Origin of the sequence: Catenulispora sp. GP43 (assembly GCF_041260665.1) — a bacterium.
Taxonomy (GTDB): domain Bacteria; phylum Actinomycetota; class Actinomycetes; order Streptomycetales; family Catenulisporaceae; genus Catenulispora.
The window spans coordinates 168,495-187,359 of the sequence record NZ_JBGCCT010000014.1; the positions used below are offsets into that span (position 1 = coordinate 168,495).

Genomic DNA, 18,865 nt, shown 5'->3' on the forward strand with positions numbered 1-18,865 from the left:
CCCGGCGACGGCGGCGGCCTCCCGGCCGCTCCCGGTCACCGACCGGATCCGCCAAGCGACGAAGTCCGGTCGAGGGGAGCGAAGGGCAGCCGGTCACCGGCCCCGAAATCATAATGGCGAACAGCAAGCGCCGGCACTGGGCGATCGTCGGGGCCGCCGCGGTCGCGGTCGTCATCGCCGCCGTCATCGCGACCGCCGTCTCCGGCGGCGATCCCGGCCAGCCCACGGCGTTCGGCCACTCGCCGGCGGCGAGCACCGCGGCCACCACGGACACGTCGAATGCGACCGCGTCCCCGGGTGCCGCCTCGGGGACCGCCGGGACCGGGCCGTCGTCGAGCAACGCCAAGAACACCGCGCTGGCCGACATGAAGTGGGGCCTGGACTACAGCGACACGCTGACGTTCGACACACCGGACCAGCTCAAGACCGCGCTCGACGATGCCAACCGGCTGGGCATGGACTACATCCGCGTCGACTTCGGCTGGGAGGACTACCAGTCCTTCGCGAACTACTCGCCGGACTTCTCCAAGTTCGACAACGTGGTCGCCGCGGCGAACGCCCACGGTCTGAAGGTGCTGGCCACCATCGACTTCCCGCCGCCGTGGGCGCGCCGGGCCGCCTGCCAGGACACCGCCGCCTGCCCGCCCGCCGACAACGCGGTGTTCGCGAGCTTCGTGAAGAAGGCGGTCGCGCGCTACTCGGCACGGGGCGTCCACTACTGGGAAGTGTGGAACGAGCCCAACATCGATGCCTGGGCCCCGGCCCCGGACACGACGGACTACACCAAGCTCCTGGTGACGGTCTCCACGGCGATCCGTGCCTCGGACCCGCACGCCTTCATCCTGATGGGCGGCCTCGCGGCGGCCCAGCCGAGCCGCGGCGGGCCCTTCATCAGCCCGTACGACTTCATCACGGCGGTGGCCAAGGACGGCGGCCTGAAGGCGGTCGACGCGATCTCCTACCACCCCTACCCGGACGGCGCCCCGGTGACCAGCAAGACCTTCCTGGCCATCAGCCAGTCGCCGACGAGCATCATCACCGCGCTGAACCAGGCCGGTGCGCCGAACATGCCGATCTGGATCACCGAGACCGGGGCGAGCGTGGCCTCCGCGGTCGGGGGCACGCCGGAACGGATCAAATCGGACGAGAGCTATCAGGTGGACCAGGCCAAGGGAGAGGTGGACACGCTGTCCTCGTACCCGAACGTCGCGTCGTTCTTCTGGTTCTCCTATCAGGACGTTCCCGCCGACCACCTGCTGTTCGGGCTGCGGCGGGCCGACGGGACCTACCGTCCCGCGTTCGCCACCCTGCAGCAGCTCATCGCCGGCGCGAAGAAGGCACGATGAACGAGGGCGCGATGAACGAGGCCGGGGCGGACCAGGGCAAGACGCCGCGGGTGTCCGTGCTCATCCCCTGCGCCCCGCGTCAGCACTACCTGGAGGAGACGCTGCTCTCCATCCAGAAGCAGACCTTCCAGGACTGGGAAGTGGTCCTGGTGCTGGACGGCGAGTGCGAAGAGAACCGGCGCATGGCCGCCGTGCTGCCCGAGGACCAGATCCGGATCGTCGTCACCGCGCGCCCCCGTTCCGGCATCGCGGCGGCCCGGAACGCGGGCCTGCCCGAGTGCCGCGGCGACCTGGTGGCGTTCTGCGACGGGGACGACCTCTGCGAGCCCGAGCGGCTGGCCCGCCAGGTCGCCGAGTTCGACCGCCGTCCGGCCCTGGGAATGCTCGCCACCTGGTCCCGCCGCTTCAACAGCGAGACCGGTGCCGACCTCGGCCCGCGCCGCTGCCCCGCCGACTCCGTGGAGCTGGCCCGCCGGCTGCTGCTGTTCAACACGGTGACGGTGTCCACCGTCATGGCGCGGCCGGAGGTCGTGCGCGAGGCCGGGAACTTCCGCGACGCCGCGATCCAGTGCGAGGACTACGACCTCTGGCTCCGGATCCTCGGCCGGGCCGAGGTGGCCGCGCTGCCGGAGGAGCTGGTGCGCTACCGGGTGCACGAGGGCCAGTTCAGCCACCGGGCGAAGATCATGCCGCAGAGCGGCCTGCTGCGGCGCGAGAAGCTGGCGGCGGCCCGGCGGCTGGGCTGGAGCGTGCCGGTGGCCGGGGCCAAGCACCTGGCCTGGGTGGGCGTCCAACTGGCGAACCGGCGCTTCTAGCGCACCGTCCCGGCGTCAGCCCTCGACGAGCGAGCGCTCACCGCTCCGGTGGCGGCCGCCAGCCGTCGTTTGTCTGACCCGGCTCCGGGAGCGGATCGCGGTCTTCTTCGGGCTCCGGCCGGAAGAACGAGTCGGGCACGACGATCGGCCGCATGATGAGGGTCTCCTCCGCGTCCGCCGCGGACGGAGACACCCCCCGGCGCGGCGATCCGATCCGGTCCAGCGGCTCGATACGCTCGGCCGCGGCCGCGGCCGCCTGATCCGCTGGCCCAGCCTGGCGCGGCATCGACCGGGGCCGCATCCGCAGGCCTCCGGTCCGCACCGGCCGCCAGCTCTCCCGTCCGTAAGCGCGCGGCGTGGTGCCGCCAGCGTCGCCGTCCGGGCTGTACGCGTCGAACCGGTCGCTGCGTCCGCGTGCCTCGGGACGGTTCCACGGGAAGAACATCGGCTCGGTGATCGCTGTCGAGTCGCCGACACCGACCCACACGCTCTGCCGGGGCCGCGGACGGTCCCGCGTCCCGCTGCCCGGCCCCGCGGCGCCGACGCCGGCCGGAACCCGGTCCCCGTCCTGCGCGCGGTCCTCGCCGTGCTCCAGCTCGTCGTAGAGGTCGTAGTCCTCGTCGGCCTCGCCGAGGGCCGCGATCTTCGCTCCGGGCACGAACGCCACGGCGAACACCCCCGAGGCCAGGTTGCCCAGCGCCCAGGACCAGCCGATCCAGTTCAGGCCCCGGTGGGCGAAGCCCAGGGCCAGCGCCAGCGTCGCGACCAGGTACACCACGTTGCTGCCGAGCAGCGGCTTCATCCGCCCAGTGATCCGCAGCGCGCTGGTGGCCCAGGTGTGGAACGCGACGGCCAGGGCGCCGAGCGCGAGGATCGTCAGCAGCCCCTGTGCGTGTCCCGGGTACTTGCTGCCGAACAGGCTCAGCAGCGGCTCGCGCACCAGGATCACGGCCGCGACACCCGGGATCATCACCGCGGTCATGATCGTCGCGGACCGCTTCATCAGGCTGCGCAGCTGCTCGGGATCGTGGGCGCCCTCGGAAAAGAGCGCGTTGCCGATCGCGTAGGAGCCGGTCGAGAGGAGGGCCGCGATCTGGGAGCCGAGGTAGTAGTAGGTGACGTCGTCGGGCCCCAGCCAGCGCAGCGTGATGATCGGCAGGGCGAGCTGCGGTATCAGGTTGAGCAGCGAGGAGAAGTGTGTGGTCGCCGAGTAGCCCGCGGTCTCCCGGATCCGGGTGCCGCCCAGCCCGAAGGAGAACCGGAAATCCAGCTTGCGGTACATGAAGTACACCGAAGCCAGCGTGGCCACGACGTATCCCGTTCCGGAAGCCGTCACGATGCCCATGGCGCCCATGCCGACCACGGACGCCGGGACCACCAGCTTGGACAGGCTCTGGATGAAGCCGTCGACCAGCGTGTTGTACTCGGCCCGGCGCGCGGCCATGAAGACCGAGTCGGTCACCAGGTTGATCGTGGCGAAGACGCAGATGACGATCAGGACCACGGCGTAGACGGGTTTGTCATGGACGAAGGACAGATCCGGGGAGATCACCTTCACGAGCAGGACATAACCGGTGCCGAGCACGAAGCTGGCGCCCGCCACCATCGCCAGCATCACCGACACCTGACGGTTCCGCGCCGCGCCGTGGGCCTGATACCGGATCATCGTGGCCCCGAACCCGAACGTGCTCAGGAACGAGATCAGCGAGATCGCCGACAACAGCGTGGTCGCCAGGCCGATCTGGGTCGAGCTGTAGAGGTGGGCGACGAGCGCCCAGAATATGAAGCCGATGCCGGCGGTGAGGCCGGCGGAGAGCATGAGGAACAGCGAGTTCCGGAGCATCTTCGAGCCCGCGGGTCCGCTCCCGCCCTCGGTGTCCGTGCCGTCGGGGTCTGGGCCGTCGCCGTCCGCCGCGTCGGCGTACGAAGGCTCGGTATACGAAGCATCGGCGTAAGAAGGGTGGGCGCCCGAGGTGTCGGCGTCCGGTGCGCCGGCCCCCCGCCGGCGGCGCCCCTTAGCCATGCCGCGCCTTTCGGGCCCGGAGGCCGAACAAGCAAGCGGACAGCACGACGAAGCACAGCACGGCCGTCGTGCCCTCCGACGGGTGCTCGAAGAAGTGGGTGAGCCGGTACCCGGTGGTCCACGGGTGGGACAGGTTGTTGAGGCACAGGTAGACCCACACCAGGAACGCGTACCCGCCGACCGCGGCCATGGCGGCCTCGGCCGCGTCCGGCCGGCCCGGGCGGCGTGCCCAGAACGTGCCGGTCCGGGCACGCAGCGTGTAAGCACACGCGAACGACAGCGCCAGGCTCAGCGCCCCGAAGGTGTCACGCCGCAACGGCAGCACGGCGGCGATCGGCACGGAGAGCGCGTACGGCCGCAGCACCGCGATCAGGGCCACGTAGGCCCAGCCCAGCAGCCCGGCGACCATCAGCGTCTCGGCGGCGGGCCGGTACATCGTCCTCATACGTCATCCCCGGTCGGCGGAACTTCCCCCCGGGCGGCTCGCCGAACGGTAAGTCTCGATCAGCATGGATGCGTGGTCAGGCCACGCGAAACGCTCCACAGCGTACTCCCGGGCGTACTTGCCCATCTGCCGGCGCAGTTCGGAGTCCACGGCCATCTCCCGCAGCCGGACGCGGAGCATCTCCGTGTCCCGGTCCACCAACGATACGCGATCACGATCCAGGTCGTAGGCCGCGTACCCGCTGTCATCGGTGGTCAGCACCGCGATCCCGGAGCTCATCGCCTCCTGGACGGTGAGCGGGAACCCCTCGGAGGTCGAGGGGAGGGCGAAGACGTCGCACGCCCGGTAGGCGGCGGCCACCTCGGCGGGGGCCAGGGAGCCGAGGTAGATCACTGAGTCCCGCGCCCCGGTCAGCGCCTCGGCGGGGCCGCCGGCGAACACCAGCCGGTATCCCGGGTCGTCCGCCGCGAGCAGCAGATCGAAGCCCTTCTTCGGCACGAACCGGCCGACGAACAACACCAGCACGCCTTCCGGCGGCAGTCCCAGCCGCTCGCGCTCGGCGGCCTGCTCGGCGGCGTCCCGGGCCGGCCGGAACAGCTCGGTGTCGACGCCGTTCGGCAGGTGGTGCACCCGCTCCGGCCGTGCGCCCAGGCCGCGGACGAAGGCCGCGACGTCGGAGTTCATCGTGAACACCGACTGCGCGCCGCGCATCAGCAGCCGTCCGGCCGTCGCGTAGACGGCCTTCTGAACCAGGGCCACCGCCGCCGAGTCATGGTGCACCAGCGCCACGTGCTGCGTGGCCACCACCGGAGTGCGGGTCGCCTTCGCCGCGGTGAGCGCGGCCCACGACGTCAGATAGAAGGCATCGTGGATGTGCACGACGTCGGCCCAGCGTGTCCAGCGCAGCGCCCGGCGCAGCAGCTTCGGCCCCAGGATCGGGAACGGCACGCCGGCCTTGCGCTCCAGCCCGTTCCAGGCCCGGACCCGCACCACCCGGACCCCGTCCTCGTCGGTGACGCCGCTGCGCTCCCCGCTGGTGAGCACGGTCACCTGGACCCCGGCGGCGGTCAGATGCCGGGCCTCGGCGTGCACCACGTTCTCGATGCCGCCCAGGTGCGGCGGGTAGTAGTGGCAGACGAGCAGGACTTTGAGCGGCCCGCGGGCGTCGTCGCTCATCGGTAGATCTCCACTCCGGGGCTGACGTAGATCTTGTCCTTCAGGTCTTCGAGCAGGTTGGTCGGGTACACGTAGGGCACTGAGGTGCCCCGGTAGTCGATGGACGCCCGGTCCTGGTCCACCTCCGCGTGCCCGAGCATGACGTAGCTGCCCGGCTGCAACATGAGCGGATCGACCGAGCCCTCGACGGGACCGGCATAGATGCTCTGGATCCGCTCGAAGACGTCCTGACTGGTCTGGAGCAGCATGGTCTGCTGCGCGTCGGGCGGGATGCGGTCGTACACGCTCTGGAGCCAGACCGCCGCGTCCAATTCCTCTGGGGTCGGGAAGTACGCGTCGTAGTACGCGCCGGAGTCGGAAAGCGCGAGCTGCGGCTGATAGCCGCCGGTGAGGCGCGGCACCACGCCGGTGAGGTCGATGACCATCACCGAGACCACCGCCGCCAGCAGCGGCGTCCGGTAGCGGCCGCACCATCGCAGTACCCAGAGCAGACCGGCGGCCATGAACGCGCCGAAGAAGAAGATGCCTTGCTGGAGCGCGCGCAGGACGCTGTAGTCGACGGTGAGCTGTGGCACGAGCGTCAACAGGACCAGGACCGCGATCGAGCCGATGGCCAGCGCGGCCTGGTCCCGGGTCGGGGTCACCTCGGCCCGCAGCCGCCGGTAGCGCAGACCCAGCAGGACGACGGCCGTGCCGAGCAGCAGCAGGAGCTGTATCGCGGCGGCGATGCCGAAACGGACCAGGTCGTTCAGGCTCGCCACCGGCAGCCCGACGCTCTGCAGGCTGTTGCCGACCCCGGTCAGCGGCAGGTCCGGGATGGCGGTGATCGGGGTCGGATACTTGTCGATCACCGACTGTGGGTACAGCACGCCCGCGTCGCGGTCGTCGGCGGTCGCGGTGCGGGTGTCGGCCAGGTAGGCGTCCATGCGCTGGGTGTCGGTGATGTTGGAGCCGCCGACCAGGCTGTTGCTGGTGTCGGCGGAGCCGACGTCCGAGGTGTCGCCGATGATCTCCCGCCACGAGGCGGTGAGGGTGCTGGTGAGCTGCCCGCTGGTGTGGGTGACCGGTCCGGCGTAGCCCACGGCCAGGACCGCGGTGAGGGCGACCACCCAGAGGGTGACGAACGCCGGGCCGGCGGGCTTCGGCGAGGCGCTGCCCGAAGCCCGCAGGGCGGCGATGCGCTGCCGGAGTCCGCCTCTGCCCCGGCCGGCCAGAACACCGGGTGCGCCGACCTCGGCGACCTCAGCGGCCTTGCTCTCGCCGGCGTTGCTCTCGCTGGTTTGAATCTCGGGGGCCTCGACATAGTCCCAGTCGCCGTAGTCCCAGACATCGGCGGCCGGATCGGCCTCGGCCTGGACGGCTGCGGCGGCGGGCGGGCCGTTCCGGTTCCGGCGGCGCTCGCCGATCCGGTCCAGCCAACCCCAGCCCGTCGTCACCACCATGGCGGATCCCAGGACCATGACCAGCACGTACGCCGTCGCGTAGTGCGCGAGCACGATCCCGACCAGCAGGGGGACCATCGTGTAGCGCCGCAGGCGGGCATCCCCCCGCTGGTCGGACATCACCACGGCCACCGCGCCCAAGATGACGAACGCGATTTCCTGGCGTGCCATGTACGCCATGTCCGTGAAGAACGTCGGGAACGTCAGGAACAGCGCCGAGGACAACAGCGCCACCTGCCGCGACGCCAGGTTGTTGACCGACCGGAACAGCGCGACCGGAGCGGCCGCGAACATCAGGGGGAAGACGATCTTCCAGACCCCGGCCGCCGATATCGCGGTGAGCTTGGTCAGCGCCAGCGGCAGCAGGGTGATGCTCAGACAGGCGTTGTACGAGGTCTTGTAGTTCCCGATCATCCAGCGTCCGCCGCTGAGGTTGATCCGGTAGACCTCGTACTCGACCTGGATGTCGTGCCCGGTGATCAGCCAGCCGCGCAGCGACGTCAGCAGCAGCAGGGCGGCGGCGCCGAAGAACACGCCCAGCTCCAGCACCTCGACCGCGTACCGCTCGTGCCGGATCAGCATCAGGACCAGGAGCCCGGCGATCGCGGTGTACGCGAGCATGCTGACCTGCGGGCCGAGCCCGTTGTTCAGCCGCGTGGCGCCCGCGACGGCCAGGACCAGGCAGGCCGCGCCGTAGCCGGCGACGGCCTTCAGCCCGGCCAGTTGCCGGACCCGCATCCAGTTCACCGGCGGGCACTGCGGGGACAGCGCCCCGATCAGCAGGTCGACGAGCGCGAACCCGGCCGCCAGCGGCACCTCCGACAGCGGCCGGTGGTAGCCGGCCAGCGGGCCGCCGAAGTTCACCAGCAGCAGTACGGCGAAATCGGTGACCACAGCGAAGCCGAAGGCGACCAGCACTGCGGCGTCGAGCCGCGACACGACCTGCCGCGCCATGCCCGTCCACAACACGGTCGGCGCACCGAGGATCAGCCACAGGCCGGCCAGTGTGGCCAGCGGGCCGGGGAGGTAGTAGGCGCCGAAGCAGGCGGTCAGCCCGGCGAGGACGACGCTCGCCAGGATCGCGGTCCTGCCGTTCGAACTCTCGGTGTTCAGAATCCCACCTGCTCGTAGACGTCTTCGATCGCCGCCACGACGCGATCCCATCGGCTGTCGGCGACCCGCGCCGCGCCCGCTGCCGCCGCGGCGGTCAGTGCGGCGCGGTCCCGGGCCAGGTTGTCGATCTCGGCGGCCAGCGCCTTCGGATCCGGCTCGACGAGGATCCCCGCGCCCTGAACCGTCTCGATGTTGCCGGGCACCGCGGTGGCCAGCACCGGCAGGCCGGCGGCCATCGCCTCCAGCACCACCAGCGCCATGCCCTCCCGATCTGAGGGCAGGACGAACAATTCGGCTTCCGCGTACTCCTTGAGCAGGTCGTCGCCGTGCTTGCGGCCGACGAACTCCACTCGGTCGCCCAGTCCGAGCCGGCCCGCCTGGGCCAGCAGTTCCTGGCGCAGGTCGCCGTCGCCGACGAGCCGCAACCGCACCGGCTCGGTGACCCGGGCCATCGCGTCGAGCAGCCGGGCGACGTTCTTCTGGACGTCGAGCCGGCCGACGAACAGCAACCGCAGCGGGTCCGCCTCCGAACCGGTCGCGGGCTTCGCGTTCGCGGCGCGCGGGGGCAGGAAGAACTCTTCGGCCACACCGTTGGGGACCACGTAGACCTTCGCCCGGTCCACGCCGTAGCGCTCGGCCAGGAAGTCGCGCTGGGACTCGGTGAGCACGATGACGCCGGCCGCGCCCCGGACGACCCGGCCGAACAGGTGCGTCTTGTAGAACGGCAGCAGCCGGCCCAACGGCCCGGAGGCGTCGACCTCCATGTGGAAGTGCAGGATGTACTTCAGGCCGCGCATGCGGGCGCTGAGCCAGACCTGCTCCGGCACGACCGCTGTCGCGCAGTGCAGGTGGACGACCGTGCCGGGCCGGATCCGCAGCAGCGAGCCGAAAATGCCGGGGGCCAGCGAGGTGTGCGCGACGGTCAGCGCCCGGTGCCGCAGGACCTTGACGCCGCCCGCCTCGACCGCCCGGTGCGGCGCGCCGCCGGCCTTGTTGTCGGTGGTGATCACGCTGACGTCGTGGCGGGCCGCGAGCCGGGTGGCGAGGATCTGGACCACTCGCTCCAGGCCGCCGAGCAACGGCGGGTAGTTCGGCGTGACCTGGACGATGCGTCGGCGCTTGCCCTCCCGGGAGCCGACGGGGGGTATGTGCTCGGGGGAGCTCTGCTCGGTCATGCCACCGCGATCTTGTAGTGGAGGGTTTCGTCGCTGCCCTTGAGGGAGACCCACACGTTCTGGGCCGCGGGGTTGACGGGCATGCTGACGACGGTGCTCATCGCCTGGCCGTCCCACGTGAGGTCGGCGGTCCGGCTGTCGTCGACCCGGCCCTGGGCGTCGACGGTCCAGACCCGGACGCTGTAGGCGTTCGTGCTGGTGTCGACGGCGTGCACGCTCACCGGCACGGTCAGTACGGTGCCGTCGACCTGCGGCGGCGTCGTGAAGTACAGGGCCGTGTACGGCTGGGGCAGCCGGGTGAAGGAGTCCCGCAGTTCGGAACGGACCGGCGGCAGCGCGAGCAGGACGCAGACGGCTGCGAGGCCGCCGGCGCTGATCGTGAGCCGTCGGCGGTGCCGTTCGACGAGCGCGCGGACGGACAGCGGTGGTGTCGGCCCGGCGCCGGCGTCAGGCTGCGGTTCCCTGTCAGGCTGCGATTCGCTGTCAGGACCGGAACCCGGGGCGGCGGGCTCCGCGGTCGGCCGAGGCAGTGTCACCCGACTCAACAGCGTCGTGTCGGCCATCGGGTCCGGCCGATCCGTCTGGTGGCCCTGCGGATTCGGGTGTCCCAGCGGATCCGAGGGCTCCCAGTCCACCCGGCCCAGCAGCATCGTGTCGGCGAACGGGTCCGGTGGCCGGAGCGGCCCGGCGGTGAAGCCAGGCTGGTCCACAGCCGGACCGGCACCCTGGGGCCCTGCGGGACCCCCGGCCCGCCGGCGGCCGGCCGGGGGCGGGGACATGCGGGATCTGGCCGAGAACAACCGGGCGAACGTGTCGCTCAGGCGGCTGTGCCGCTGCCGGTCTGGCATCCCGGGGTAGCTCCTTCTGCCTCTGACACGCTCGCCGACCTCATGGCCGGGAATCGGACGGCTTTGGCCTGCGCCTGGGCGGCGACGTCCTGGTCCTCGTAGGAGCCGCCGGACGCCGGGCCGTCGTGCCGGATCCGGTGGCCGATCAGATGGGCCAGGTTCCGGACGCCGTCGCGGACCGAGTTGAGCTTCACATCGCCGCCGCGTACCCGGTACTCGATGTGAGTCTCGGTCACCTTATAGCCCGCGAGGACCGCCGCGTTCTTGATCTCCTGGGAGAAGGCCATGCCCGGGGAGCGGACGTCGATCCCGGCCCAGACATCCCGGTGGAAGATCCACATTCCGGACTGCGAGTCGCGGATGCCGTGCCGGAAGATGAGCCGGCTGACGAAGCTCAGGGCGTGGTTGGCCCAGAAGTGGGAGTGCTTCATCGCACCCCGGTTCGCCGAGTGCAGGCGGTCGGTGGTCAGGAAGTCCGCACCGGAGCTCTCCAGCTCGGCCAGCAGCTCTGGCAGGTGGTCGAACGGGTAGGTGCGGTCGGCGTCGCCGGAGGCGATCACCTCGCCCTCGGCGGCGGCGAAGCCGGCCTTGTAGGCGTTGCCGTAACCCTTCTCGGGCTGGAACACGACCCGCGCGCCGGCGGCCCGCGCCAGCTCCCCGGTGCCGTCACTGCAGTTGTTGTCCACCACGACTATCTCAGTCGACCAACCCAAATCAGACAACTGCGAAACTGGTATCGAGGCTATTACGTCTTCTATGTTCTCGGCCTCGTTATACGCCGGTATCACGACCGACAGCGATCGCATTCGTGCTCCCCCCAAGGGATGGGTCTGGCTGCGGCGCCTTCAGCCCTGGGGCACCGCTATCGGCTAGTGGCGGAAGGTATACGTCGAGCTACGCGTGGTGCAAGTACTCAGGGGGCACCAGATCGCAAGGGCTTCCGCGCCGGATCACGAGCGGTAGAACTTGCCCGGGGCACCGTGCCGTCGGTGGCGTGCGGCGTCGAAATCATAGGGCATGCCGCCCTGAAATCCGGCGATGAAGCCGATACGTGTAGAGCATTTTAAGAATATGTTTGGATGTGTGCGCTTGGCCGACGTAGATCCTCGGCAGGGCCTGCGGTCCCAGCGACAGCCGGGAGATGATGGCGCAGGCGTAGTCGTAGCCGGCCTCGGCGACCGCCGAGCGGGCCGCGGCGTCCATGGATCCGTAGGCGTAGCAATAGCCGCTCAACGGCTTGCCGATGATGTCCGACAGTTTCTTGCGGCTGTCGGCGACCTCCGCACGGACCACCGCGGGGTCCGCGTCGGCCAGTGCCACATGCATCGTGCCGTGCGACCCGACCTCGAACCCGGCGTCGGCCCAACGCCGGATCCCCGCCTCGTCCACCAGCGGCCACGGGGTGCCCTCGTCCCATTCGTTCGCCCCGCCGATGCGTCCGGCCAGGACATAGGACGTCGCGGAGAAGCCAAAGCGCTGAAGGATCGGCAGCGCGTTCTCGACGACGTCGGTGTACCCGTCGTCGAAGGTCAGCCCGATCAGCCCCCGCGCCGACCCGGCGGCCCGCGCGGCGAGCAGTTCGGCGACGGAGACCCCGCGGAGACCGCGCCGGCTCAGCGTCGCCATCTGCTCCTCGAACCGCTCCGGCGTGACGGCCAGGTTGTTCGGGTCGTGCGGACGGCGGCCCACCGAGTGGTACATCATGATCAACGGCAGGTGCGGCATGCGCCGACCTGCCGCCACCGGATCGTGGGAGAGGGCTTCGGTCATTGAGTTTCCGACACCAATGCAAGTCGAGACGGCCGGGCTGCCAGTGTGCAGCATATGCCTAGGCCGTGCCACCTGATCCGATGGGTCCGGGTCTGCCCCGGGACGGACCGGCCGGTGTCGGCGTGACCGCATACAAGATCATCGCCGATGGGCGGGGGCCGGCGAGGCGATCAAGAACGCTGATCCGCATCGGGCGGTGGCCGGGTATTCGAGATGAAGTGGAACAACGGGTTAACAATATTTTCTTATCGCAACGGGGTAATTGAGGATTCTTACTGAAGTCGCCGCCGTTTACAAGGGCAGAGTATAGGGCGTGCGACGGACGCAGGGCTTTGAGACTCAGGCTGTGATGGCTCCCTGAGTCGGCCGCGGCAATGGCGAGTCGATTGCTGTAGCGGTTGAGTCCTGCCCGCCCAGCTGTGACGGAGCATGAGGGGGGTCGGTCCGCCGACCCGCTCGCCGTCGCGTCGCAAGCCAAGGCCGGGACTTGAGCATCGACTGCTTGTCTCAGGACTCTGTAATAGTGCGCAGCCCCGCGAACACCACGTTCAGCCCGAAGGCGAACCCGCGATCGGCATCGGCCCGCTGCTGATCGGCCTTGTGCGCCTGTTCCTCGATCGTGTAGCCGTTGAGATAGCTGGTCAGCACGTCCGCGGCGTCCTCGGCGGTCGCCCGGTCCATCCCCGCTCCCGCGAGTAGGCCGCGCAGTCGTTCGATGTAGGCCAGTGCGTTCGGGCCGGGTGCGTCCATCTCGACGATGATCCGGGCGCCGTCGGTGTGCGCGAGCATCGCGTTTCGCAGGGCGTGGATCATCGCGGCGGCTTGCTGCGGCCAGTCGCCGTCTGGAATCGGTGTCGCGGAGGCCTCGGCGACGATCTGCTCCGCCACCGCGTCGAGCAGGGCCTGGCGGCTCGGATAGTGCCAGTACAGCGCGCCGACTCGGACGTCGAGGCGGGTGGCGAGCTTGCGGGTGGAGAACGCGTCGAGGCCGGCCTCGTCCAGGAGTGTGATCGCGGCGTCCAACACCGCCGCCGGAGTTAACCGCATGGGCAGATCATGCCACGGGGTTGCGGATTGAACACTGTTCAAGTTAACTTGAGCAGTGTTCAAGTGAGCTCCTCGGGAGGTATGTGATGCGAGTTTCAGTCATCGGCGCGGGCCTGGGCGGTCTGTGCCTGGCGCAGGGTCTGCGCGGTGCCGGCATCGACGTCGACGTGTACGAGCGGGATCCGGCGATCACCGCGCGCTTTCAGGGCTACCGGCTGGTGCTGAACCCGGCGGGCTTCGAGGCGCTGCGCGGCTGCCTGCCGGAGCGCTGGCATCCGCTGCTGGACGCGATCGTCGACGACACCCGCGTCGAGCGGCTGGTCCTGGACCCGCAGCTGACGAAGATCGGTGAGCTCGGTCCGCCGCGGTCCGGACTCGTCGTCGACCGGCACGTGCTCCGGCACCTGCTGCTCACCGGCCTGGACGTGCACACCGGCGCCGCGTTCACCGGCTACGACGTCCTGAACGACGGCTCGAACGGCCAGGACATCAGGGTCCGGGCCCACTTCGCGCAGGCCGCCCCGGCCGTCGCCGATCTGCTCGTCGGCGCGGACGGGGTCAACTCCGCCGTCCGCGCGGTGCTGGCGCCGCAGACGGTCCCGACCGACACCGGAGTCCGGTTCGTCATCGGGCGCACCCCGATGACCGAGCGTTTCGAGGGACTGTCCCGGGCCTTCGGCGCGAAGATCGTCGGCGACGGAGTGAGCCTGCTGCTCGGCGCCATGCGCTTCCGCATCCCGCCGAAGCAGGCGGCCGAAGAGCTGGCACCCGAGGTGACTCTGCCCGACACCGGCGACTACGTGCGCTGGGCCATGATCCTGCCGCCGGACGGCACGCTCGGCGAGCAGACCCCGCAGCAGGCCGTCCTGTCCCGGATCGAAGGCTGGCACCCGGATCTCCAGGCGCTCATCGAGCAGGCCGACCCGGATAACAGCACCCTGCTGTCCATCCGCGTCGTCGAACCGCGCGAACGCTGGGCACCCGGCCCGGTCACGCTCCTGGGCGACGCCATCCACGCCACCTCCCCGACCGGAGGCAACGGTGCGAACACCGCTCTGCGTGACGCCGATGTGCTGCGTCGATCCCTGATCCAGGCCGGCGGGGGCGGTCGAAGCCTGCTCGACGCGGTCGGCGACTACGAGCGGCAGGTGCTGGAGTACGGCGCCGAAGCCGTACGGCAGAGTCTTGAAGCGCTACCGGCTTATGTCGCGAAGCCGTAGTCGTAGCTGTGGCCGTAGCCGTAGGCGGTCGAGCGTCGCAATACTCGGCTGCGCGATCGCGCGATCGCTCGATCGCTCAACCACTCAATCGCGCACCTTCAACACCGCCTTCCCGCGGAAGCCCCGGGCGGCCATCCGCTCGAACACCTCAGGGGTGCGCTCCCAGTCCAGGACCAGCCCGATGTGCGGGGTCAGGCGGCCGTCGGCGACCAGGCGGGCCAGGATCGCCAGGTCCTCGCCCTTGGTCTCCTCGGGGTGGGGGCTGATGAAGCCGACGATGTGCGCGTTCCAGCCCTGCGTGTAGAAGTCGGCCAGGCTGATCTCGGTGGTGCGCCGTCCCGGGTTGCCGTACCAGGCCACGTGGCCGCCGGGGACCACGTGCCGCACCGCCGCGGCCAGGACGTCGCCCCCGACCCCTTCCAGCACCAGGTGGAACGGCCCGAGGGAGGCCTCGTCCAGCGACGTCACCACCCGGTGCGCACCCAGCGCCCGCGCGTCCTCGACCCGCTCCGGGTCGCTGACCAGGGCGGTCACCGTCGCGCCGGCCGCCAGCGCCAGCTGGACCGCGAACTGTCCGACGCCGCCGGTGGCGCCGGTGACCAGGACCTGGCGGCCCAGAACCGCGCCGCCGACGCGCAGCGCCCGCAGCACCACCCCGGCGGCGTCCTGGCCGGGGCGCCAGCCGTCCGGGCGGCGCGCGATCAGGGTGGCCTCGTCGTTGTTCACCGCGTAGGCGCGGACCTCCACCAGCGCCTCGTTCGGCTTCGGCGCGGGCTCGGGCAGGTCGTCGCTCAGGCGCAGCCCGGCAGGGCCCGCCGGGTCGGTGATGAATCCCCTCATGCGGCCTGATTCGATCACACTCCGGGAGCGGCCGAAGGAGAGGTCGAAGGACCGGACGAAGCAGCTGACCTCAGTTAGGGACCGTGCACTCGAAGGCGTGCAGATACGGATTGACGGGTTGCATGTCGTGGACTTGCAGTCCGGCCTCGCTCAGCCGTGCGAGCATGCTCTCCCGCGAATGCTTCGCCCCGCCGACGTTGAGCAGCAGCAACAGGTCCATGGCGGTGGTGAACCGCATCGACGGACTGTCGTCGACCAGGTTCTCGACCACCACGACCCGCGCGCCCGGCCCGGCGGCCCCGACGACGTTGCGCAGCGTCCTGCGGGTGCTGTCGTCGTCCCACTCCAGCAGGTTCTTGATGATGTAGAGGTCGGCCCGGACCGGCACCTCGGACCGGCAGTCGCCCGCCACCAGCCGGGCCCTGGACGCCAGCGCGCCGCCCTCGCGCAGCCGGGCGTCGGCGCCCGCGATCACCTGCGGCAGGTCGAGCAGCGTCCCCTGGACCTCGGGATGCTTCTCCAGCAGGTCCGCCAGGACGTGCCCCTGGCCGCCGCCGATGTCGGCGATGCTCTCGACCCCGTTGAGGACGAGGAACCCGGCGAGGTCGGCCGCCGACTGCCGGCTGGAGCGGGTCATGGCCTTGTCGAACACCTTGGCGGACTCGCCCGCGTCTTCGTGCAGGTAGGTGAAGAACTCCTTGCCGAACAGATCGGGGAAGACGCTCCGTCCGCTCCGCACGGCCTCGTCCAGCCGGGGCCACGCCTGCCACGTCCACGGCTCCGTGCACCACAGCGCGATGTGGTGCAGGCTGTTCGGCGTGTCCTTGCGCAGCTGCAGCGACATGTCGGTGTGGGTGTACCGGCCGTCATCGGTCTCGGCGAAGACGCCGTAGCTGGACAGGGCCCGCAGCAGCCGCTTCAGCGGCCCGGGCTCGACGCGGACGGCCGAGGCCAGCTCCTGGACCGTCATCGGCTCCTCGCCCAGGGCGTCGGGGACGCCCAGCGAGGCCGCGGCCCGGATCGCCGCGGCGCAGGCGGCGCCGAAGACCAGTTCCCGAAGACGCATGGCGGACTGCGGGGCGGAAGGTTGTGTGGAGGTCATCAGCGGTCACCCTCGCAATTGGCAAACGGCTTCGGTGCAGTGGCGACTCCATTCGAGCCGTTCTTCACCGATTCCGCGCCCAGGACTACCCTCTCCGGGTGGTTCCGGGCTGCTTCGCGAGCCGGCCGAGCATGTAGAGGTTCGCGGCGAGCGCGGCCGGGGGTCAATGGTCCGCTTCAGTCGGTCGATGCCCTGATGGCGCTCGGCCGCCGTCGTTCGCTTACGAACCGACAGTGATCGCCTCCAGATCGGCGGCGACGGTGACGCGGCCGGAGTACCCGCGCTGGGCCAGGTGCCAGCGTTCGAGCGGGTTGTCCGCGGGGACCAGGTGGGTGAGCACGAGGTTGCGGGCCCGCGCGGGTTCGGCGACCTCGGCGCCGACCTGCTCGATCGTGGTGTGGGCGCCCAGCAGGTGCGCGCGCAGCGGGCCGGCCTGCGCCGGTGGGAGCGCGCCGGTGACGCGGTCGACGAACTCTGGGTCGATCACCTCGTGCACCAGGTAGTCGGTGTCGCGGGCGAGGTCGATCAGGTTCGCGCTGACCGTGGTGTCGCCGGAGACGACGACGGAGCCGTCCGGGGTGTCGAAGCGGTAGGCGAAGGCCGGCGCGGTGGGGTGGTGGTCGACGAGCGTGGCGGTGACCGTCACGTCGCCGTTCCGCCACACGGGGATCGGCGCGCTCAGCCGTGGCGGGGTCCCGCCGGGATCGGGTGTCCAGATCCCGGAGAGATCGATGTCCTGGATCTGGAACAGGCCGCCGGGATCCGGTGCCGAGCCGTCCCGGGCTCTGTCGTTCAGATCCGCTGCGAAGGCTTGCCGCAGGTACGTCGTCATCGCCGTGGTGCCGGGTGTGGGATCAGCGGGATCGACGACGGGCGGCGCGGTCCGGCCGGGCGGGAACACGCGGGGAAGGCTCTGCCGCGGACCCGGCCCCCAGACCTGGATCGGGGGCGCGGCGCGGCCGATCGAATTCGAGCCGGCGGTCCAGTAGAGCCCGGGCCAGTCGGCGATGTGGTCGCTGTGCAGATGCGTGAAGAAGATCCCGCAGACGGTGCCGAGCGTATTGCCCGCCGAGGTCAGCTCGGGGTTGATCCCGCTTTGCACGAGCCGGTGGTAGGCGCCCAGTCCCAGGTCGACCAGGTACACCTGGTCCTGGTACACGATCGCGGTCGACGTTCCGGCTCGCGCGGGGTTCATGATCGTCGGCCCGCCGGCGGTTCCCAGCGGGATGATCCGGGTCCTGCCATGCGTCCGGGGCGCGGCTTCCTGGTGCGGTTTGCTGTCGGCCGAGGCTGTGCCGGACGTGAGGACCGATGCCGCTGTCGTGCCGCCGAGTATCTGTAGGAACCGGCGGCGGTCTGTGCCGATCGTTTCTGCGCCGTTCATGAACTCACCCATCGCGGCGCGCTCCGCTGACCTTTGAGGACGGCAGCCGTCCCGCCATGGAGGTTCCGGCGAGCGTGTCGCCGTCGATCCGCACGGAGAAGGCCAGGTTCAGCCGCATGGGCTTGGTGATGGCCTGCTTCCAGGTGAGCCGGTCGCCGTCGAGGACGATGTCGTCGAGCCGGACTTCCTCGCCGGCTCCGCGGGCGATGCCGGTCAGCAAACCGTTCTCGCGGCGGAATTCCACCACGGCCTTGATCTTGCCGACGGGGGTCGAGATGGACAGGTCCCAGGTGCCTTCTGCGGACATTGTTTGGCTTCCTTCTGGCGGTTCGGATCGGGTCACAGGGCGGCGGGGTGCGGGCCGGTGTCGCGCCAGACGACGCCGCGGCGCTCGTGGGCGAACAGTTCCTCGACGGCGTGCGCGATCCGCGGGCCGACCTCGCGTTCCAGCAGGTACAGGCCCAAGTCCAGGCCCGAGGTGACGCCGGCGCCGGTGACCAGGTCGCCGTCGTCGACGACGCGGGCCGGCACGGCGTGCGCGCCGGTCGCGTCGAGCATGTTCATGCCCTGATGGTGGGTGGTGGCGTGGCGGCCCTCCAGCAGGCCGGCCATGGCCAGGATCAGCGAGCCGCCGCATACGCAGGCCATCACGACCTCGGGGTTGTCCATCGCGGCCGTCAGCAGCGCGGGCAGTCCGGTGGTCAGGGTGCGGCCGAGCAGCACCGGGATGAACTCGTCCGGCCGCCATTCGCCGACGGCGCCCGCGTCCTGGTCGGGGACCTCTCCGGGCTCGCCGACGCGGCCGGAGGCGCCGGGGACCAGGACCAGGCCGGGGCGGGCCGGGTCGAGGGTGCCGGTGGCGCGCAGCGGCAGGCCGCCGGTGCCGCTGACCACCTCGCGCGGGCCTTCGGCGGTGACCAGTTCGACGGTCACCGCGCCGCCGGAGGCCATGCCTCCGGCGTACAGGACCTCGAACGGGGCGATGACGTCGAGCGGGTCGAACCCGTCGAACAAGATGATTTGAGCGTGCATCGAGAGCGTCCTTCAGGAGCTTGACAAAGCGGCGTTTCGCCGGACGTTCTCGACCGTAGTCAGGGCGGGGTATGTCGCCCCAGTGGC

At 70.5% G+C, this 18,865-nt stretch carries 17 protein-coding genes; 3 read left to right on the top strand and 14 right to left on the bottom strand.

Going from position 1 to position 18,865, the window contains the following annotated elements; genetic code table 11:
- The first annotated feature begins 113 nt into the window (after positions 1–113).
- Positions 114–1,346 carry a cellulase family glycosylhydrolase gene (locus tag ABH926_RS27410; RefSeq protein ID WP_370368670.1) on the top strand — a complete coding sequence of 411 codons (1,233 nt, stop codon included), beginning with the start codon at positions 114–116 and terminating at the stop codon, positions 1,344–1,346.
- The gene (locus ABH926_RS27415) at positions 1,343–2,161 is read left to right on the top strand and encodes a glycosyltransferase family 2 protein (RefSeq protein WP_370368671.1); all 819 of its coding nucleotides are present in this window, start codon (positions 1,343–1,345) and stop codon (positions 2,159–2,161) included. Before ABH926_RS27410 ends, ABH926_RS27415 begins: the two co-directional genes overlap by 4 nt.
- A gap of 37 nt (positions 2,162–2,198) precedes the next feature.
- Here the strand turns inward: ABH926_RS27415 and ABH926_RS27420 are convergent, their stop codons facing one another.
- The 9 genes from ABH926_RS27420 to ABH926_RS27460 all read right to left on the bottom strand — a co-directional run bounded on the left by ABH926_RS27420 (position 2,199) and on the right by ABH926_RS27460 (position 13,200).
- Complete coding sequence (locus ABH926_RS27420) at positions 2,199–4,184, bottom strand: lipopolysaccharide biosynthesis protein (protein ID WP_370368672.1); 1,986 nt, start codon at positions 4,182–4,184, stop codon at positions 2,199–2,201.
- The gene (locus ABH926_RS27425; protein WP_370368673.1) at positions 4,177–4,629 is read right to left on the bottom strand and encodes a hypothetical protein; all 453 of its coding nucleotides are present in this window, start codon (positions 4,627–4,629) and stop codon (positions 4,177–4,179) included. Before ABH926_RS27425 ends, ABH926_RS27420 begins: the two co-directional genes overlap by 8 nt.
- A gap of 3 nt (positions 4,630–4,632) precedes the next feature.
- Positions 4,633–5,805, bottom strand: a complete 1,173-nt coding sequence (locus tag ABH926_RS27430) for a glycosyltransferase family 4 protein (protein ID WP_370368674.1) — start codon at positions 5,803–5,805, stop codon at positions 4,633–4,635.
- A complete protein-coding gene (locus ABH926_RS27435) occupies positions 5,802–8,411 on the bottom strand; it encodes a hypothetical protein (RefSeq protein WP_370368675.1) in 2,610 nt (869 codons plus the stop codon). The genes ABH926_RS27430 and ABH926_RS27435 overlap by 4 nt, the downstream gene beginning before the upstream one ends.
- The gene (locus ABH926_RS27440) at positions 8,357–9,535 is read right to left on the bottom strand and encodes a glycosyltransferase family 4 protein (RefSeq protein WP_370368676.1); all 1,179 of its coding nucleotides are present in this window, start codon (positions 9,533–9,535) and stop codon (positions 8,357–8,359) included. The genes ABH926_RS27435 and ABH926_RS27440 overlap by 55 nt, the downstream gene beginning before the upstream one ends.
- Complete coding sequence (locus tag ABH926_RS27445) at positions 9,532–10,383, bottom strand: hypothetical protein (protein WP_370368677.1); 852 nt, start codon at positions 10,381–10,383, stop codon at positions 9,532–9,534. Before ABH926_RS27445 ends, ABH926_RS27440 begins: the two co-directional genes overlap by 4 nt.
- Positions 10,353–11,189 carry a glycosyltransferase family 2 protein gene (locus ABH926_RS27450; protein WP_370368678.1) on the bottom strand — a complete coding sequence of 279 codons (837 nt, stop codon included), beginning with the start codon at positions 11,187–11,189 and terminating at the stop codon, positions 10,353–10,355. Before ABH926_RS27450 ends, ABH926_RS27445 begins: the two co-directional genes overlap by 31 nt.
- A gap of 202 nt (positions 11,190–11,391) precedes the next feature.
- Positions 11,392–12,153, bottom strand: coding sequence for a polysaccharide deacetylase family protein (locus ABH926_RS27455; RefSeq protein WP_370368679.1), 762 nt, complete (start codon positions 12,151–12,153; stop codon positions 11,392–11,394).
- 507 nt (positions 12,154–12,660) lie between these two features.
- Positions 12,661–13,200, bottom strand: coding sequence for a TetR/AcrR family transcriptional regulator C-terminal domain-containing protein (locus tag ABH926_RS27460; protein ID WP_370368680.1), 540 nt, complete (start codon positions 13,198–13,200; stop codon positions 12,661–12,663).
- Between the two features lie 86 nt (positions 13,201–13,286).
- On the opposite strand from ABH926_RS27460, the gene ABH926_RS27465 reads away from it, so the two are divergent.
- The gene (locus ABH926_RS27465; protein WP_370368681.1) at positions 13,287–14,420 is read left to right on the top strand and encodes an FAD-dependent oxidoreductase; all 1,134 of its coding nucleotides are present in this window, start codon (positions 13,287–13,289) and stop codon (positions 14,418–14,420) included.
- Positions 14,421–14,504: 84 nt separating this feature from the next.
- On the opposite strand, the gene ABH926_RS27470 is transcribed toward ABH926_RS27465, so the two are convergent.
- From ABH926_RS27470 to ABH926_RS27490, 5 genes are all read right to left on the bottom strand, one after another.
- Positions 14,505–15,260 (bottom strand): zinc-binding dehydrogenase, encoded by a 756-nt coding sequence (locus ABH926_RS27470; RefSeq protein WP_370368682.1) that lies wholly within the window; start codon positions 15,258–15,260, stop codon positions 14,505–14,507.
- A gap of 70 nt (positions 15,261–15,330) precedes the next feature.
- Complete coding sequence (locus ABH926_RS27475; RefSeq protein ID WP_370368683.1) at positions 15,331–16,362, bottom strand: methyltransferase; 1,032 nt, start codon at positions 16,360–16,362, stop codon at positions 15,331–15,333.
- A gap of 220 nt (positions 16,363–16,582) precedes the next feature.
- Entirely contained in the window at positions 16,583–17,746 is a 1,164-nt protein-coding gene (locus ABH926_RS27480) for an MBL fold metallo-hydrolase (protein WP_370368684.1), read from the bottom strand.
- A gap of 4 nt (positions 17,747–17,750) precedes the next feature.
- A complete protein-coding gene (locus ABH926_RS27485) occupies positions 17,751–18,053 on the bottom strand; it encodes a hypothetical protein (RefSeq protein WP_370368685.1) in 303 nt (100 codons plus the stop codon).
- Between the two features lie 32 nt (positions 18,054–18,085).
- Positions 18,086–18,778 (bottom strand): DJ-1/PfpI family protein, encoded by a 693-nt coding sequence (locus tag ABH926_RS27490; protein WP_370368686.1) that lies wholly within the window; start codon positions 18,776–18,778, stop codon positions 18,086–18,088.
- Between the last annotated feature and the right edge of the window lie 87 nt (positions 18,779–18,865).

Excerpts from the sequence above, each read along its gene's own strand:
- ABH926_RS27435 (WP_370368675.1), bottom strand. The coding sequence starts at position 8,411 with ATGGGATCGCGTCGTGGCGGCGATCGAAGACGTCTACGAGCAGGTGGG.
- ABH926_RS27485 (WP_370368685.1), bottom strand. The coding sequence starts at position 18,053 with ATGTCCGCAGAAGGCACCTGGGACCTGTCCATCTCGACCCCCGTCGGC.
- ABH926_RS27430 (WP_370368674.1), bottom strand. The coding sequence starts at position 5,805 with ATGAGCGACGACGCCCGCGGGCCGCTCAAAGTCCTGCTCGTCTGCCAC.
- ABH926_RS27465 (WP_370368681.1), top strand. The coding sequence starts at position 13,287 with ATGCGAGTTTCAGTCATCGGCGCGGGCCTGGGCGGTCTGTGCCTGGCG.
- ABH926_RS27490 (WP_370368686.1), bottom strand. The coding sequence starts at position 18,778 with ATGCACGCTCAAATCATCTTGTTCGACGGGTTCGACCCGCTCGACGTC.
- ABH926_RS27460 (WP_370368680.1), bottom strand. The coding sequence starts at position 13,200 with ATGCGGTTAACTCCGGCGGCGGTGTTGGACGCCGCGATCACACTCCTG.
- ABH926_RS27445 (WP_370368677.1), bottom strand. The coding sequence starts at position 10,383 with ATGCCAGACCGGCAGCGGCACAGCCGCCTGAGCGACACGTTCGCCCGG.
- ABH926_RS27475 (WP_370368683.1), bottom strand. The coding sequence starts at position 16,362 with ATGACCTCCACACAACCTTCCGCCCCGCAGTCCGCCATGCGTCTTCGG.
- ABH926_RS27410 (WP_370368670.1), top strand. The coding sequence starts at position 114 with ATGGCGAACAGCAAGCGCCGGCACTGGGCGATCGTCGGGGCCGCCGCG.
- ABH926_RS27480 (WP_370368684.1), bottom strand. The coding sequence starts at position 17,746 with ATGAACGGCGCAGAAACGATCGGCACAGACCGCCGCCGGTTCCTACAG.
- ABH926_RS27440 (WP_370368676.1), bottom strand. The coding sequence starts at position 9,535 with ATGACCGAGCAGAGCTCCCCCGAGCACATACCCCCCGTCGGCTCCCGG.
- ABH926_RS27415 (WP_370368671.1), top strand. The coding sequence starts at position 1,343 with ATGAACGAGGGCGCGATGAACGAGGCCGGGGCGGACCAGGGCAAGACG.
- ABH926_RS27450 (WP_370368678.1), bottom strand. The coding sequence starts at position 11,189 with ATGCGATCGCTGTCGGTCGTGATACCGGCGTATAACGAGGCCGAGAAC.
- ABH926_RS27420 (WP_370368672.1), bottom strand. The coding sequence starts at position 4,184 with ATGGCTAAGGGGCGCCGCCGGCGGGGGGCCGGCGCACCGGACGCCGAC.
- ABH926_RS27425 (WP_370368673.1), bottom strand. The coding sequence starts at position 4,629 with ATGAGGACGATGTACCGGCCCGCCGCCGAGACGCTGATGGTCGCCGGG.
- ABH926_RS27455 (WP_370368679.1), bottom strand. The coding sequence starts at position 12,153 with ATGACCGAAGCCCTCTCCCACGATCCGGTGGCGGCAGGTCGGCGCATG.
- ABH926_RS27470 (WP_370368682.1), bottom strand. The coding sequence starts at position 15,260 with ATGAGGGGATTCATCACCGACCCGGCGGGCCCTGCCGGGCTGCGCCTG.